At 52.5% G+C, this 15,798-nt stretch carries 15 protein-coding genes and 1 tRNA gene; all 16 read left to right on the top strand.

What is annotated here, in order from left to right; translation table 11 throughout:
- The first annotated feature begins 60 nt into the window (after positions 1 to 60).
- The 16 genes from spoVT to ftsH all read left to right on the top strand — a co-directional run bounded on the left by spoVT (position 61) and on the right by ftsH (position 15,657).
- Complete coding sequence (gene spoVT, locus BLT35_RS22510; protein WP_054819640.1) at positions 61 to 603, top strand: stage V sporulation protein T; 543 nt, start codon at positions 61 to 63, stop codon at positions 601 to 603.
- 98 nt (positions 604 to 701) lie between these two features.
- On the top strand, positions 702 to 2,483 hold the full coding sequence (locus BLT35_RS22505) for a putative polysaccharide biosynthesis protein (protein ID WP_254777641.1): 1,782 nt from the start codon (positions 702 to 704) through the stop codon (positions 2,481 to 2,483).
- 46 nt (positions 2,484 to 2,529) lie between these two features.
- On the top strand, positions 2,530 to 4,032 hold the full coding sequence (gene yabN, locus BLT35_RS22500; RefSeq protein ID WP_074729817.1) for a bifunctional methyltransferase/pyrophosphohydrolase YabN: 1,503 nt from the start codon (positions 2,530 to 2,532) through the stop codon (positions 4,030 to 4,032).
- A 76-nt stretch (positions 4,033 to 4,108) separates the two neighbouring features.
- Positions 4,109 to 4,381, top strand: coding sequence for an HU family DNA-binding protein (locus tag BLT35_RS22495; RefSeq protein WP_010501443.1), 273 nt, complete (start codon positions 4,109 to 4,111; stop codon positions 4,379 to 4,381).
- A complete protein-coding gene (locus tag BLT35_RS22490; RefSeq protein WP_054819661.1) occupies positions 4,381 to 4,659 on the top strand; it encodes an RNA-binding S4 domain-containing protein in 279 nt (92 codons plus the stop codon). Before BLT35_RS22495 ends, BLT35_RS22490 begins: the two co-directional genes overlap by 1 nt.
- Before the next feature lie 193 nt (positions 4,660 to 4,852).
- On the top strand, positions 4,853 to 5,137 hold the full coding sequence (gene yabP, locus BLT35_RS22485) for a sporulation protein YabP (RefSeq protein WP_062410339.1): 285 nt from the start codon (positions 4,853 to 4,855) through the stop codon (positions 5,135 to 5,137).
- The gene (yabQ, locus tag BLT35_RS22480) at positions 5,134 to 5,715 is read left to right on the top strand and encodes a spore cortex biosynthesis protein YabQ (RefSeq protein ID WP_074729810.1); all 582 of its coding nucleotides are present in this window, start codon (positions 5,134 to 5,136) and stop codon (positions 5,713 to 5,715) included. Before yabP ends, yabQ begins: the two co-directional genes overlap by 4 nt.
- Before the next feature lie 40 nt (positions 5,716 to 5,755).
- Positions 5,756 to 6,085 (top strand): FtsB family cell division protein, encoded by a 330-nt coding sequence (locus tag BLT35_RS22475; RefSeq protein WP_062410341.1) that lies wholly within the window; start codon positions 5,756 to 5,758, stop codon positions 6,083 to 6,085.
- Between the two features lie 121 nt (positions 6,086 to 6,206).
- On the top strand, positions 6,207 to 6,683 hold the full coding sequence (locus BLT35_RS22470; protein WP_054819659.1) for a S1 domain-containing RNA-binding protein: 477 nt from the start codon (positions 6,207 to 6,209) through the stop codon (positions 6,681 to 6,683).
- Between the two features lie 143 nt (positions 6,684 to 6,826).
- Positions 6,827 to 6,900, top strand: a tRNA-Met gene (locus BLT35_RS22465).
- Between the two features lie 346 nt (positions 6,901 to 7,246).
- Positions 7,247 to 9,742 (top strand): stage II sporulation protein E, encoded by a 2,496-nt coding sequence (gene spoIIE, locus BLT35_RS22460; RefSeq protein ID WP_062410342.1) that lies wholly within the window; start codon positions 7,247 to 7,249, stop codon positions 9,740 to 9,742.
- 146 nt (positions 9,743 to 9,888) lie between these two features.
- Entirely contained in the window at positions 9,889 to 10,665 is a 777-nt protein-coding gene (locus BLT35_RS22455; protein WP_062410343.1) for a vWA domain-containing protein, read from the top strand.
- A complete protein-coding gene (locus BLT35_RS22450) occupies positions 10,649 to 11,557 on the top strand; it encodes a serine/threonine protein kinase (RefSeq protein ID WP_054819657.1) in 909 nt (302 codons plus the stop codon). The genes BLT35_RS22455 and BLT35_RS22450 overlap by 17 nt, the downstream gene beginning before the upstream one ends.
- 68 nt (positions 11,558 to 11,625) lie before the next feature.
- Positions 11,626 to 13,050 (top strand): tRNA lysidine(34) synthetase TilS, encoded by a 1,425-nt coding sequence (gene tilS / locus BLT35_RS22445; RefSeq protein WP_074729809.1) that lies wholly within the window; start codon positions 11,626 to 11,628, stop codon positions 13,048 to 13,050.
- Positions 13,051 to 13,068: 18 nt separating this feature from the next.
- Positions 13,069 to 13,608, top strand: coding sequence for a hypoxanthine phosphoribosyltransferase (hpt, locus tag BLT35_RS22440; RefSeq protein ID WP_054819654.1), 540 nt, complete (start codon positions 13,069 to 13,071; stop codon positions 13,606 to 13,608).
- Positions 13,609 to 13,680: 72 nt separating this feature from the next.
- Positions 13,681 to 15,657: an ATP-dependent zinc metalloprotease FtsH gene (gene ftsH, locus BLT35_RS22435; RefSeq protein WP_062410345.1), complete on the top strand. Its 1,977-nt coding sequence runs from the start codon at positions 13,681 to 13,683 to the stop codon at positions 15,655 to 15,657.
- Positions 15,658 to 15,798: the final 141 nt, after the last annotated feature.

Genomic DNA, 15,798 nt, shown 5'->3' with positions numbered 1-15,798 from the left:
TTGGCATAAATTAGAGTCCAGTCTGTATCTAACTCTCAGGAAAGCGAGGCATCTAGAATTATGAAAGCAACTGGAATCGTTCGTCGTATAGACGATCTTGGCAGGGTCGTCATCCCCAAGGAGATTCGCCGTACGCTGCGGATTCGGGAAGGGGATCCTCTCGAAATCTTTGTAGACCGCGACGGAGAAGTGATTCTTAAGAAATACTCTCCTATCGGTGAACTGGGTGATTTTGCAAAAGAATATGCCGAGTCCTTATATGAAAGTACAGGCCACATTACGATGATATCGGACCGCGATACCATGATTGCCGTAGCCGGCGGTTCCAAGAAGGAATATTTGGACAAGCCGATCGGTTCTCTCGTTGAACAATGCATGGAAAACCGTAAGGCTTCGATAGAAAGCAGCAGCGGGTCATATGAAATTTCCAAGGATGTAAACGAAACTTACAGCTCGTATGTGATTGCTCCGATTGTGGCGGGCGGAGACCCGATCGGAGCGGTGATTCTGGTCAGCAAGGATGAAAGTGTGAAAATGGGCCAAATGGAGCTCAAAATGGCGGAAACGGCTGCGGGCTTCCTCGCCAAGCAAATGGAACAATAATGTGCGGCTGAAATCAACCGCAAGAAAGCAAAAGCAGGGCTTCCTGATGGCATCCTCTTGAAGGGATATCGGGAAGCTTTTTTGCTTGGTTTTGGAAAATGGGCGGCAAGTGCGGTATAATGTTGGCGTTAAGACGGACGCTAAGCCAAGCTTTAGTGCGGTACGGCAAGAAGGAGAGGGAGAGCATCGGAGGAAAGGAGACGGACAAGGCGTTCGGGCCGGAGGGGCGGACCGATGGGGGACGCGCGGGCTCGGCGCTGCTCAAAGGCGCTGCTTTGTTGGGGATGGCCGCTGTCATCTCCAAGCTGATCGGAACGCTGCAGAAAATTCCGCTTCAGAATTTGGCCGGCGATGCGGTATTCGGCATTTATAACGCGGTTTATCCGCTCTATATTTTAATTTTGTTTTTGGCGACGGCCGGTTTTCCGCTGGTGATATCGAAATTTGTATCTGAGTATGCGGCCGCCCGCCGCTTCGACGAAGCGCGCCGTGTGCTTCGTGTGGCCTTGGTTGCGCTGATGGCGACGGGAATTTGTTTCTTCCTGCTGCTGTATTCCGGAGCCGATACGATCGCGCGATGGATAGGTGCTTCGCAAACCGTCGAGGCGATTCGCAGCGTGTCGTTTGCACTGTTGATCGTACCGGTCATGTCCTGCCTGCGCGGCTACTATCAAGGATTTCAAAATATGGTTCCGACCGCTTGGTCGCAGGTTGCCGAACAAACGGTGCGGGTGGGTACGATGCTGATCCTGCTTATCGTGCTCATGCATCTGGGTTATGGACCGGAATGGATTGCCGCAGGCGCCACGTTTGGTTCTGTGACAGGTGCGATGGCGGGTTTGGCGGTCATGCTGTTTTTTTGGCGGAGGGATCGCGAAACGCTGGGGAGTACGGGTGCGGTCGGCGGTTCTTCCCTCTTCGGCGCTTGGCAATGGAAGCGGGATTGGGCGCTGATGAAACGGTTGACGGTCTACGCGATTCCGCTCTGCCTCGGCGCCATTGCGGTTCCGATTTTGACACTTGTGGATTCCTTCACGCTGCCCAGGCTCCTTCGAATTTCAGGCTATGACGAAACCGGGGCGCTTTATCAATTCGGGCTTTATCATCACGGCCTGCCTCTGGTGCAACTGGTTGCCATGATTGCGTCTTCCATGTCGGCGGCGCTGGTGCCGGCGATGGCGGAAGCCAGACAGCGGGGAGATCTGGCGGCAGCGCGCAGCAGGGCGGAGATATCGCTGCGGTTCACCTGGATGATCGGGCTCGCCGCCTCGTTCGGTCTGGCCGTGCTGGCGGAGCCGCTGAACGTAATGTTCTTCAAAAGCGCCGATGGTACGGCGGCGATGGCGATCCTTTCGTTCACCGCGCTGTTCTCGGTGATCAATATTGTCGCCGGCAGCGTGCTGCAAGGGCTTGGCGCCGTGCGTGCGCCGGCGCTGTATCTGCTGCTTGCCGCCGGCGTGAAGGTCGCGGCGAACGCGCTGCTTGTGCCGCGCTTCGGCATCGCCGGCGCCGCGGCAGCCGCGGTGGCCGCCTACGCGCTCGCCGGCGGCCTCACGCTCGCGCACGCGCTGCGCGCCGCCGGCATCACGGCCCCGGGCGGCCGCGCCGTCATAAAGCCGCTGCTGGCGGTCGGCTTTATGACGCTCGGCCTGCTGGCCGTGACGCACGGCGCTCCGCCGCTGCTTGCACGGCTGCCTGTGGCCCTGCCCGAGCGGGGCATGGCCGCGATCATCGCGCTTAGCGGCGTCGCGCTGGGGGCGCTGGCTTTCGCGTTCGCGCTGCTGCGTCTGGGCGCGGTGAGCGCCGCGGAGCTGGCTCAGGTGCCCAAGCTTGGGGGCAAGCCCCTAGCGCTGCTGCGCAGACTCCGGCTGCTCCCCTAGAGCGGAGCGCCGCATCAAAACCTAAGGAGGCGCTTGCGCCATGTCTATGCAACCGCAAATTACCGTTGTCGGCCTCGGAACCGGCGACCCGAATCAACTGACGCTCGGCGTCTGGAGAAAGCTCGAATCCACCGGCACGACGGGCGGAGCGCTGTATCTGCGCACCAAGGAGCATCCGATGGTCTCGATGCTTGATCACCACGGGCTGCGCTATGAGACGTTCGACGCCGTATATGAAGCCAATGAGGCGTTCGACACGGTGTACGAAACGATCGCCTCTACGCTGATCGCCCGGGCGAAGACTCCAGGGGCGGGGGAAGTGCTGTACGCCGTCCCCGGACATCCGATGGTCGCCGAGCGGACGGTGCAGCTGCTTCGCGAGCGTTGTCCGGCCGAAGGCGTGCTGCTCGGGTTCATGGGCGGCGAGAGCTTTCTCGATCAGGCCTTTCTGAGGCTCGGCTTTGATCCCATCGAGGGCTTTCAGCTGCTTGACGGTACCTCACTTCAGGCAAGCTCCCTGAATCCGCAGCTGCATACCTTGATCGGACAAGTGTATGATGTCTATACGGCCTCGGATGTGAAGCTGACGCTGATGGAACTGTACCCGGACGACTATCCGGTAACCGTTGGCCATTCGCTTGGCGTGACAGGGGAGGAGCGCGTTCGTGAGGTGCCTTTGTATGAGCTTGACCGTGTAGAAGGTTACGGCAACTTGTCATTGGTGTGGGTGCCGCGGACGGATCGGGACGATGTGCGCAGCCGCACCTTCTCCCGTCTGCACGAAATCGTGCACATTCTGCGAAGCCCGGAAGGGTGTCCGTGGGACCGGGAGCAAACGCACAAGTCGCTGCGCAAAAACTTGATTGAAGAGGCCTACGAAGTACTGGAAACGATCGACGACGACGATCCAGATCATATGTGCGAAGAATTAGGCGACTTGCTGCTGCAAATCATGTTGCATTCGCAAATTGAAGCGGAGGCCGGCTCCTTCACCGTATTCGATGTGATTCAGGAGCTCAACGAAAAGCTGATCCGCCGTCATCCTCACGTATTCGGCTCCATGCAGGCGGAGGATGCGGACGAAGCGCTAAGCAACTGGCAGCAGATCAAAGACGAAGAAAAACGCCGTAAAGGCATAAACCCTGACGAGCAATCGGTGCTGTCGGGCGTGCCGCGCGATCTGCCGGGGCTGATGAAGGCGTATAAGCTTCAGAAGAAAGCCGCCGGCGTTGGCTTTGATTGGAGCGCTTTGGAAGAGGTGCTGCCGATTGTGGAATCGGAGTTGGCCGAAGTGAAGGAAGCGATCGAACGGTTCGGTAAAGCGGAGCAGCAGGAGGAGATTGGTGACTTGCTGTTTGCCGTCGTGAATCTTGCACGTTTTTTGAAGGTGGATCCCGAGGAAGCCATGGCCGACGCCAACCGAAAATTTTTCGACAGATTCAGCTATATTGAATCGCAGCTGCGTTTAAAGGGCAAGACATTTGACCAAACTGATTTGCAGGAGATGGAATCTCTTTGGCAGGAAGCAAAAAAAGTTCTAAAAAAATAAGCATCTTTGCAGGAATTTCCTATGCAAGCAAAGAATACATAAGCTTAGCGTCATTCAAAGAGGAGGATATTTACTCATGAACAAAACCGATTTGATCAACAACATCGCTGAAAAAAGCGGCCTTACAAAAAAAGACGTGGAATCTGTATTAAACAGTTTTCTTGGCGAAGTAACAGAAGCTTTGTCGAATGGTGACAAGGTTCAGCTGATTGGTTTCGGCACATTTGAAACTCGCAAACGTTCCGGACGCACGGGCCGCAACCCGCAAACCGGTAAAGAGATTACAATTCCAGAATCCAAGGTTCCAGCCTTTAAAGCAGGCAACAAGCTTAAAGAAGCGGTGAAATAATGCGGCTTGACAAGTTTCTCAAGCTCTCCCGTTTAATTAAGCGCCGTACGGTCGCTAAGGACGTATCCGAACAGGGCCGCGTCTGGATTAACGGAAGGGAAGCCAAACCCAGCAGCACGGTGAAGGTAGGCGACGAACTGACGATTCAATTCGGGCAGAAGCTGGTCACCGTTCGCGTGGAACTGCTGTCCGAGTCAACCCGCAAGGAAGACGCGGCCAAGATGTACACGCTGCTGAAAGAAGAAATGAACAAACGTGATTCGGACTTTTTGTTGTGATCCGATTTCGATCAAGAAGAGACTGAGCGGATGCTCGGTCTCTTTTTAGTCTGGCGGTAATTTCCGGTCACAGGCGGATCCTGCAGGATGGCGCATCGGATTCCGATTGGGAGTTCTAAACCTCGGACGACCCCCATACGTTTATAGTAAGCATGCTTTGGGCAGGCCAAAGTGATGAGGAGGGGGACGTGCCATGGCAGAATTGCCGGGGAAGGTAAAGCGCCAGGAGATTAAAATGCTCAACCGCAAGCTGCTGGAAGTATCCGGAGTGCTGAATGTGGAAAGCTTCGACAGCGAGGAGTTTTTGCTGGAAACCGAGTGCGGCTATCTGATGATCAAAGGCCAAAATTTACATATCAAAAATTTAAGTCTCGAGCAGGGCCTGGTCGCGATTGAAGGGTATGTCAACGAGCTGGCGTATGTGGATGCAAACTCCCAGGGGAAAACCAAGGGATTTTTCGGTAAACTGTTTAAGTGACGCTGCAGATTCAATTTGTGACGCTGGGCATGATGTCTGCAGGAGGGCTCGCGCTGGGAGTGCTGTTCGACATGTACCGGGTGCTTGCTGGCCAGCTGAAAGTACCCTCTTGGATGAAAGCCGTCCTGGATCTCCTGTATTGGTTCATCGGCACGCTGATCGTGTTCAGGCTTCTTTATGAGAGCAACTGGGGCGAGGTTCGCCCGTTTATTTTTCTTGGTCTTGGCATCGGCATCGTTTTATATTTTTTGGTGTTTAGCCGTGCGGTCATCTGGGTGATTCGGTTATTGATCCGCATTGTGCTGGCCGCCGTTCGCATTGGAAAGCAGTTGATCCGGGTGTTTATTGTCAAGCCCGCGATCGGATTATACCGGTTTTTGATCATCTTTTTAGGATTTTTGCTCGCGGTGGCTATTTTCCTTTATAAAACTGTGATACAATTATGCTATCCTGTGCGGAAATTGCTTGTATGGCTGGTGAGGCCGATTAGCCGATGGATTCGCGCCCGAATTCCGGTTCCCGCATGGATGAAGCAAATGATAACAACTGTCGCAGCCTGGCTGCAAAAATTCAGATAAGAGTTTCGCTCTTATCGTAACCTGGGAGGATACAAGGTTCATGCAGGCAGCTTCTAAAGCAAAACATAGTGAGCCGCAAAACAAAGGCTCGTATCGCCGACGCCGTTTTGTGATGCTGGTGCTGGCATGCTTTTTGAGTTGGGCCGGCATTACCCTTTGGAACCAGGCTGACAAAATCAGTGACCGGAAAGAGAAGGTTAGCGCCCTTGAGCAGGAACTGACCAAGACGCAGCAGGTCTATGACAGCCTGCAGCGCGAAATCGAAAGGCTCAATGACCCGGAATACGTAGAGCAAAAAATCCGTAAAGAGCTTCATTATGTAAAGCAAGGAGAAACGTTGTTTTATACCCCGAAGCCGCCACAGAAATAACCTAGCAAATGATGGTCTACGCCTTGTGTTGACCGTATTTTCTCCATAAGTTATAATCTGCGTAGCTTCATTATTGTTTTTTTTGCATTGCTAACTATTTAAGGGAGGATCAGTTTACTTTATGGCAATTGAAGTGGGCAGCAAGCTGCAAGGAAAAGTAACAGGCATTACTCACTTTGGGGCGTTCGTCGAGCTTTCCGAGGGGGTTACCGGCCTTGTACACATCTCGGAGATTGCGGACAACTATGTCAAGGATGTCAACGATCATCTCAAGCTGAACGATATCGTTACCGTGAAAGTGATTAATGTCGACAAAGACGGCAAAATCGGTTTATCCATCAAGCAAACGGTGGATCGTCCGGTAGATGCTGCTCCGCCGACAAGGCCCGCTCGTTTTGAAAGACAAGGAGGAGACCGCGGAGGCTTTAACCGAGGAGACCGTGGGGATCGTGGAGGCCGTGGTGGTAAACCTCCCGCAACCAGGCTTTCCTTTGAAGATAAAATGGCTCGCTTCCTGAAAGACAGCGAAGACCGCATTTCTTCCCTTAAGAAGAACACCGAGGGTAAGCGCGGCGGTCGCGGCGCACGCCGAGACTAGCAGGAAACGATATTTCGAAGCTGTTCGACTGGCCAAGTCCGAACGGCTTTTTTGCATACGGAGGAAATATTTTACGGGTCGTATATTTCGCGCATCGGGACTTGACAAGCCCTTGCCGGCTATTATATACTCATGCTTGTTGCGGCGGCGTAGCTCAGCTGGCTAGAGCGTACGGTTCATACCCGTAAGGTCGGGGGTTCGATCCCCTCCGCCGCTATAAGTGCTCAGAACCGCTTCCATAGAAACTGTGGGGGCGGTTCTTTTTTTTGTGAAATATTCCAATATTTGTCGTATCTTCCATTTCAGCTCCCCGAATCGACAGGTTGTAACGCAAAGAGTGCTTGTCCGCGGCGAACACAAAGGGGAACAAGACTGAATTTCTTCTCCAAACCATTTTGAAAGCCCTAACAAATACAGGTAGGACAACGCCTGAACGAAATTCGCGGACAGACTTCTTTTTGTCGGAAAAAACTTTGAATCTACCAACTCATTCTGACAAACTTTCCACAACGCACCACGTATACTAGGTACCACTAATAGTTTATGGGTGGTGTAATCATATTATGCACAAACGTCAAATTTTTTCCAAAGCGGGAACGGCATGGTCCGGGTGGATGCAGCGCTCGATGAAGTCCGTTTCCAGAGTCACCGTAGAAAACAGGCTTGTCCAGTCGCTTGTCGGTAAGAGATGGTCCATTCTGCTTCTTGTGATGGCGTTCCTGCTGGGCCGCGCAATGATTCTTGAACAGCTTGCGCCGTTTGCCGTCGCTTATTTTGCCGTGATGTATTTCTTGAGGCGGGAGCTGCTCTTTTGGTCCGGCCTGTTCCTGACAGCCGGCAGCCTGTTCTCTGTAGAGCCTATGAATGCGGGCTATCTTGCGGCCTCCATGATCGTGTTTCTTCTCATACAAAGAGGAGTGGAACGGTTCGAACGATCGGACATTTCATACGCGCCGGTCATCGTGTTTGCATCCATCTTCTTTGTGCAGTTGTTTTCACACCTCGCTTCCGCTGAGCTCACGTGGTATACCTTAATGATGACGGCCATCGAATCGATGCTCAGCTTGATTTTGACTCATATCTTTTTGCAGGCCGTACCGGTATTTACCTTATCCAGAAAAAATTACAGTTTAAAAAATGAAGAGGTGATCTGTCTTATTATTCTGCTTGCGTCCGTCATGACGGGGACGGTCGGCTGGTTAATTGGTCCGGTAACGCTGGAGCATGTGCTGTCCCGGTATTTGATCCTCCTGTTCGCGCTTGTCGGGGGAGCGCCTTTGGGGGCTTCGGTGGGAGTGATCTCCGGACTCATTCTTAGCTTGGCCAGCTCCAGTGCAATCTACCAGATGAGCCTGCTCGCTTTTGCCGGGATGCTGGCGGGCTTGCTCCGGGAAGGCGGCAGGCTGGCGGTAGCGCTTGGCATGCTGCTTGGTTCCTCCATCTTATCCGTTTATCTGGGGACCCAAGCTCAGGTGCTAAACTCAACCTGGGAATCGGTCGCGGCGGTGGCGTTGTTCCTGCTGACTCCCAAGGGAGTGATACAGACGTTGGCCAAATATGTGCCGGGGACCCAAGAGAATTTAAAGTCACAGCATGATTATGCCCGCAGGGTCCGCGATGTAACGGCAAACCGCGTTGAACAGTTCTCCGAAGTATTCCGCCAGCTGTCGCGCAGCTTCAAGCAAATTACGGTGGATGCCCAGCCGCTGCACAAAGAGGAAGAAGTCGGGCACTTCATGAATTCCGTGGCCGAAAAATCATGTGCATCGTGCTGGAAACGACAGCAGTGCTGGGACGGCAAATTTTATCAAACGTATAAATTTATGACCGACATGATGACCGAGGTAGAGCTGCGCGAGAACATGACACGCAAAGACATCCTACCCGAATGGAAAAAGCTGTGCATTAAACCGGATCAGGTGCTGGAGGTGATGAAACAACAGTATGGCCAGTATAAGAATGACCAGCATTGGAAAAAGCAAATCATCGACAGCCGCCAGCTTGTGGCGGAACAGCTATCGGGCGTTTCTCAGGTCATGGAAGATCTGGCCAAGGAAATCAAGCGGGAAGGACAAGAGCTCTTCATGCAGGAGGAGCAGATCCGCAGCGCATTGGAAGAACTGGGCCTGTCCATTCACAGCATCGATATCATCAGTCTGGATGAAGGGAACGTGGAGATTGAAATTATCCATCAATACACGAAAGGATTTGATGAATGTCGTAAAATTATTGCTCCCCTGCTTTCGGATATTCTCGGGGAAAACATTGCAGTCAAGAACGAGCAGCTGCTCGAGCAAAAAGGAGGGTACAGCGCCGTACTGCTCGGGTCAGCCAAGGAATACGAAGTGGAGACGGGGATCGCCGGAGCGGCGAAAGGAGGGGATTTGCTGTCCGGAGACAGCTTTAGCACGGTAGAGCTGGGCAACGGCAAATTTGCGGTGGCGCTCAGTGACGGAATGGGCAATGGCGAGCGGGCGCGGGCGGAGAGCAGCACGGCGCTCTCGATTTTGCAGCAGTTGCTGCAATCCGGCATGGACGAGAAGCTGGCGATCAAATCACTCAATTCCATTCTGATGCTGCGCTCGTCGGATGAGGTATTTGCGACAGTGGATGTGGCCTTGATCGATCAGTACAGCGCGAATACGACATTTATGAAGATTGGCTCCACGCCAAGTTTCATCAAACGGGGGAATGATGTGATTGCCGTTACGGCGAACAATTTGCCTGTAGGCATTGTGCAGGACATGGACATCGATCTCGTGAGCGTGTCTTTGAAGCATGGGGATATTTTGATTATGGTGACCGACGGCATTTACGATGCGCCCGGCCACGCCGTCAACAAAGAAATGTGGATGAAGCGAATGATCTCGGAAATCGAGGCGGACAGCCCGCAGGAATTTGCGGATGTTTTGCTCGAGCGTGTGGTAAGGTACCATCACGGAGATATCTATGATGATATGACGGTGGTTGTGGCACGGATTGATAAATTCCAACCGGAATGGGCTACCTTCTCCTGGCCGGGAATGCAGCGCGTCGAACGTCCGAAGACGGTTAGTTAATAGATAGATTTTCTAAGGGACATCCGTTCTTTAGGTATGGCGGATTGCTGTGCCAATGAACAGGGATGTTCCTTTTTGTCGGAAACCAAGTTTAGAATCCTCCCTACTGGTAAAGATATGTAATAGAGTAGAAGGAGGACAGAAAGATGAAGCAGATTATTCTCATCACAGACGGTTGTTCGAATGTTGGAATCAGTCCGGTTGTAGCGGCGGCCCATGCCAAGGCGGAAGGGATTATTGTTCATGTGGTTGGCGTGCTGCATGCCGGCGATACAGACGATTCGGCTGCGGCGGAAATCGCGGAAATTGCCAAGGCGGGTGGCGGGATGAGCCGCATGGTTCAGCCTTCACAGCTGTCCCCGACGGTGCAAATGATGACGCGCAAGACAGTTGCGCAAACGATTCAGCAGGTCGTAGGACAAGAGCTTCGCAGCATCCTGGGACATTCCAGGCTTGAAGCGCTGCCGCCGGAACAGCGCTCCGAGGTCGTCCGGGTCATCGACGATTTAACGGAGACGACGAGCCTGCAGGTCGCGCTGTTGATCGATGCGAGCGCCAGCATGAAGCCCAAGCTTCAGGCCGTAAAAGAAGCCATAGCGGATCTCCAGCTTAGCTTGCAGTCCCGAATCGGCCAAAGCCGGATTGCCGTTTTCCATTTTCCGGGGAACGTATCGGGGGACCAAGAGATTGTCATGGATTTGGATTGGACCAACGAGCTTGCAAATCTGAACCGGTTGTTTTATAAATTAAACATGAAGGGAACGACACCCACAGGTCCCGCACTGCTGAAAGTGGTTCAATCTATGAACCGGAATGCCGATGATAACAAAGAGAACGCGGGTTATACAGCCGGGAGCCTCTCTATAACGAGCGGAACTGTGATAACAAACGAGGAAGGGATACTCCGTGACTACGTTGTTTGAACCCGCAGTACCTGTGGGAGCCTGGATTCAGGGCAAGTGGAACAAAAACCAGTACCGGGTCGAGCGGCTGCTTGGCGAGGGGGCGAACGGAAAGGTGTTTCTCGTGAGCCGGCGCAAGCGGCTTTACGCGCTCAAAATAGGCTTTGATCCGGCGGATCATCAATCGGAAGTGAATGCGCTCAAGGCGTTAACGAAATCTTCGACTTCCTTTCAGGATATGCTCGTGGAAGCGGATGATTTTTCACAGGAGGGTATGGATTATCCTTTCTGTGTGATGCGTTATATCAAAGGAAAGTCTCTTACAGAGTTTATTAAACAATATGGAACCGATTGGATTCCTCTGATTGGCTTGAATTTGCTGCGCAAGTTATCGGAGCTTCACTCAAGCGGCTTTGTCTTCGGAGATCTGAAGGCGGAGAACATGATCATTACCGGGTACGGAGAAGTGGAACTGATCGACTTCGGAGGGGTGACGGCCAAAGGCCGGTCGGTTAAACAGTTTACGGAAGTGTATGACCGGGGGTTTTGGAACAACGGATCGCGAACGGCGGATGAAGGATATGATTTATTTTCTTTTGCAGTGCTGCTCCTCCAAGTGACCGACCGGGAGAGGTTTCAAAGCGTGACATCCATCCTGCCGCAAACCCGGAACGTAGAATGGCTGATTGAGCTTTTGCAGGGGTGTCCCCCATTGGCGCAGGCAGCCCCCTTGCTCCGCAAAGCGCTTACGGGACGGTACGACAGCTCAAAGCAGATGCTGGCCGATTGGCGGGCCCGCAGTCTGGGAAATGGAACCGTCCATAAAAAGCCGGTAAATGGGGATTGGATTAAGCTGTGCTTTGCCGCCTCATTAATTGTATTCGGCGCAACGTTGTATTTGGTTTGGCCATAGGGGCAATACATAAGAGAGCGGGATAACAAGAAGAAACGGGCTATTGGGGAAATGAGAGGGACATAGGGATGGAGACGGCACAATCATTATCCGCTAAGATAGAGCGGTACATACGAGACGAAACGCTGATTGAACCGGGAGATGGGGTTGTCGTAGCGGTATCGGGAGGGCCCGATTCCGTAGCGCTGCTTCATCTTTTGTTTGCGTTGTCCGATCGATACGGATGGAGGCTCGTCGTAGCCCATGTAAACCATGGCTTTCGGGGGTTGGAATCCGATCGGGAAGCGGAGCTCGTGAGTGAACTGGCACAGCGCCTTGGCCTTCCTTTGGCTTCCACCTATATCGATATGCCGCGTTATATAGAAGAAACAGGGCTGAATACACAAGCGGCCGCCAGGGAAAAACGCTATGCTTTCTTGCTGGATACGGCTGCACGCTATCAGGCTCGGCGCATCGCGCTTGCGCACCATGCGGACGATCAGGCGGAAACCGTTATGATGCGTATGCTGCGGGGAACAGGGCCATCCGGCTTGGCCGGTATCCCTATCAGGCGCAAAGAAAAAAATGATGTGGAACTTATTCGTCCCTTACTGCGTATATACAAATCAGAGCTGCTGCATTACTGTTCCGCGCAGGGCTTACCTTACTGCACAGACAGCAGCAATCTGCAGACCAAATATTTTCGCAATCAAATACGATTGGATGTGCTGCCTTTTCTTTCCCGCTACAATGACCAGCTTCCTTCCGCTTTAAACCGACTGGCTGAAATGATGGCCGGAGAGGACGATTACCTGGAGGCGGAAACGCTCAGGCTCTACAAGGCTCATGTAAGCCGGAAGAACGATGCCTGGTTCTGGAGTGCGGAGTGGTTTAGCGGGGTACATGTTGCTTTACAAAGGCGTTTGATTAAACTAATATTAAGTTATCTTGCTTCCGATCCGGAATCCATCGATTTCCTGAAAATCGAGCAGATGCGGATAGCCGCGCTTAGTAAGCAGCCGACGAATTTCAGGCGAGTCATCGGACAAAACATTACGCTCAGCAGGGAATATGATCAAATCGCTGTACATACGATGGTGTTATCACCTTTACCTTATGTCTACGAGATCAAGAAGAACCAGCCGGAGCTGCTGATCCCCGAGACGGGGGTTCGGGCGGAGTTTCGATGGCTTATAGGGACGACGGAAAAGCCGCAGACAAGAGATATGTATTCGGCTTGCTTCGATGTGGATGAACTGGCCTTCCCTGTCATTTTTCGAAGCCGTCGTCCCGGAGATCGTATGCGTCCTCTGGGACTAAATGGATCGAAAAAGGTAAAGGATATGTTCATTGACGGCAAGCTCCCGTTGAGCTTGAGGGAGAAGATCCCGATTGTAACGGATGCCAAAGGGCGCATTCTATGGCTGCCCGGAGTTCGGCGGTCAGGGCATGCGTTGGCCGGCAAAGAAACGAAACACGTGGTATGTATGAAGCTTGATATTGATTTTACTTAAGAAGTAGGAGGATCTCTTTTGCAAAACGACGTCCAAGAAGTACTATACTCTGAGCAGCAAATTCAAGACAAAGTGAAGGAAATGGGCGAATTGATCAGCCGCGATTTCGAAGGGCGCAACCCTCTCGTCATCTGCGTGCTCAAGGGTGCTTTCATTTTCATGGCTGACTTGGTAAAACAGATAACGATACCGCTCGAAATCGATTTCATGGCGGTGTCCAGCTACGGAGCCTCTACCAAATCGTCGGGTGTAGTCAAAATCATCAAGGATCTCGACATCTCTGTAGAAGGCCGTCACGTAATCATTGTTGAGGATATTATCGACAGCGGGTTGACGTTAAGCTATCTGATCGATGTGTTGGAAAGACGCAATGCGAAATCGATCACGGTCGCCGCTTTATTTGATAAGCCTGCGCGTAGAACGGTGGATTTGGATGCAGACTATAAAGGTTATGTTATTCCGGATGCGTTCGTGGTGGGCTATGGTCTGGACTACGGCGAGAAGTACCGGAATCTGCCGTATGTAGGCATATTGAAGCCGGAAGTGTACTCCCATTAGCATTTCTTGAGAAGCCAAGACTTGCTGTGGTACAATATACAAAGTTGCCGTTTGCCTGAGAGGAGGTAGGGAATGAATCGCATTATTCGCAATACAGGCTTTTATCTGCTCATTTTTTTGGTTACCGTCGGAATCGTTCATTTTATCAGCACTCAGAATGAGCAACAAGACATCATCAGCTACGATCAACTCCGACAGACCTTAACGGAAAAGAATGTCGAATCGATCATCGTCAAGTACGATGCTCAAACGTATTTAGTTCGGGGGACATATAAAAATGCGCCATCGTCGAATAATAAAAATTTCGAATCCCGTGCGCCGTATGACCCACAAATCTTCCGTTTGATTGAATCCAGCGACATTCCCCCGGGGAACGTTTACATCGAGAGAATGGAAGGGGACAATGTTTGGATCAGTTTCCTCACCTCCATCATCCCGTTCGTGATCATCTTCATTCTGTTCTTCTTCTTGCTGAATCAAGCCCAAGGTGGCGGCGGTAAGGTGATGAACTTCGGCAAGAGCAAAGCAAGGCTTTATAATGAAGAGAAAAAACGCGTCACTTTCGAGGACGTCGCCGGAGCCGATGAAGAGAAGCAAGAATTGGTAGAAGTGGTGGAATTTCTGAAGGATCCCCGCAAATTTGCGGCAGTGGGTGCCCGCATTCCGAAAGGGGTTCTGTTGAACGGGCCTCCGGGTACAGGGAAGACGCTGCTTGCCAGAGCTGTGGCCGGTGAAGCCGGTGTGCCGTTCTTTAGCATCAGCGGTTCCGATTTCGTCGAAATGTTCGTCGGTGTCGGTGCATCCCGCGTGCGCGATTTGTTCGAGAATGCAAAAAAGAACGCCCCTTGTATTATTTTTATAGATGAGATCGATGCCGTGGGTCGCCAGCGCGGAGCCGGTTTGGGCGGTGGGCATGACGAACGCGAGCAGACGCTCAATCAGCTGTTGGTTGAGATGGACGGTTTTGGCGCAAACGAAGGGATTATTATTATCGCTGCGACAAACCGTCCGGATATTCTCGATCCGGCCCTTCTCCGTCCGGGTCGTTTCGACCGCCAGATTACAGTAGATCGTCCGGATTTGAAAGGCCGTGAAGCCGTCCTGAAGGTACACGCCCGAAACAAACCGCTCAATAAGGACGTGAAGCTGGATCAACTGTCCCGCTATACGACCGGATTTACCGGTGCGGATCTTGAGAATCTGCTTAATGAGGCAGCGCTGATCGCAGCCCGCCGCAACCGGAAGGATATCTCGATGTCTGAGATCGAGGAGGCTTTCGACCGTGTCATCGTCGGGACGCAGAAGAAAAGCCGGCTGATCAGCGAGCGGGAGAAGAGAATGGTCGCTTACCACGAGGCGGGCCACACCATTGTAGGTCTTCATGTGGAGAATGCCGATGTGGTGCATAAGGTCACGATCATTCCGCGCGGCCGCGCAGGCGGTTACGTGATGATGCTGCCGAAGGAAGGCGAAGACAAAATGATGCAGACGAAGTCCGAGCTGCTCGATAAAGTCACCGGACTTCTGGCAGGCCGGGTATCCGAGGAGCTGTTCATCGGAGAAATCGGAACCGGCGCTTATAGCGACTTCCAACGAGCTACCGGCATTATTCGCCGCATGATTACGGAATTCGGGATGAGCGACAAGCTTGGTCCGATGCAGTTCGGCACATCGCAGGGTCAGGTCTTCCTGGGCCGCGATTTTGGGCACGAGCAAAACTATAGCGATGCGATTGCTTATGAAATTGACCAGGAGATGCAAGCGATGACCCGCGCTTGCTATGAACGGGCCAAAGAAATTCTTACCCAATATAAAGACCAGGTTCGTCTTGTAGCGGAAACCTTGATCGAGAGGGAAACCCTTGAGAAGGATCAAATTAAAGAGCTGATCGAAAAAGGTTCGCTGCCGCCTTTGGAGAAAGACGGTTCCTCTGAAGCCAAATCCGAGGAAGTGAAAGTGAACATCCAAAGTCAGCCCTCGCAGGAAAGCAAAGAAAGTCAATCGGATTTGGATAAAATATATTCCAAAGACCCAGATAAAGATAAATAACCATACGCTAAACCGGTGCTGGAAACAGCACCGGTTTTTGTATTTCACGCGCGCCTAGCCAAGCTAGGCACAACTAGCCGGTGCAAGTCCGGCCGAGGTAAGAGCCAAGTCGCCTCGTAGCTGACGGGCAACTGGTGGAGA

The sequence above is a fragment of the Paenibacillus naphthalenovorans genome, assembly GCF_900099895.1.
Lineage (GTDB): Bacteria > Bacillota > Bacilli > Paenibacillales > NBRC-103111 > Paenibacillus_G > Paenibacillus_G naphthalenovorans.
The sequence above is the reverse complement of the archived record's forward strand: the minus strand, read 5'-3'. Positions and strand labels throughout refer to the sequence as shown.

Excerpts from the sequence above, each read along its gene's own strand:
- yabN (WP_074729817.1), top strand. The coding sequence starts at position 2,530 with ATGCAACCGCAAATTACCGTTGTCGGCCTCGGAACCGGCGACCCGAAT.
- BLT35_RS22495 (WP_010501443.1), top strand. The coding sequence starts at position 4,109 with ATGAACAAAACCGATTTGATCAACAACATCGCTGAAAAAAGCGGCCTT.
- BLT35_RS22470 (WP_054819659.1), top strand. The coding sequence starts at position 6,207 with ATGGCAATTGAAGTGGGCAGCAAGCTGCAAGGAAAAGTAACAGGCATT.
- yabP (WP_062410339.1), top strand. The coding sequence starts at position 4,853 with ATGGCAGAATTGCCGGGGAAGGTAAAGCGCCAGGAGATTAAAATGCTC.
- tilS (WP_074729809.1), top strand. The coding sequence starts at position 11,626 with ATGGAGACGGCACAATCATTATCCGCTAAGATAGAGCGGTACATACGA.
- BLT35_RS22505 (WP_254777641.1), top strand. The coding sequence starts at position 702 with ATGGGCGGCAAGTGCGGTATAATGTTGGCGTTAAGACGGACGCTAAGC.
- BLT35_RS22490 (WP_054819661.1), top strand. The coding sequence starts at position 4,381 with ATGCGGCTTGACAAGTTTCTCAAGCTCTCCCGTTTAATTAAGCGCCGT.
- BLT35_RS22475 (WP_062410341.1), top strand. The coding sequence starts at position 5,756 with ATGCAGGCAGCTTCTAAAGCAAAACATAGTGAGCCGCAAAACAAAGGC.
- ftsH (WP_062410345.1), top strand. The coding sequence starts at position 13,681 with ATGAATCGCATTATTCGCAATACAGGCTTTTATCTGCTCATTTTTTTG.
- spoVT (WP_054819640.1), top strand. The coding sequence starts at position 61 with ATGAAAGCAACTGGAATCGTTCGTCGTATAGACGATCTTGGCAGGGTC.
- spoIIE (WP_062410342.1), top strand. The coding sequence starts at position 7,247 with ATGCACAAACGTCAAATTTTTTCCAAAGCGGGAACGGCATGGTCCGGG.
- BLT35_RS22455 (WP_062410343.1), top strand. The coding sequence starts at position 9,889 with ATGAAGCAGATTATTCTCATCACAGACGGTTGTTCGAATGTTGGAATC.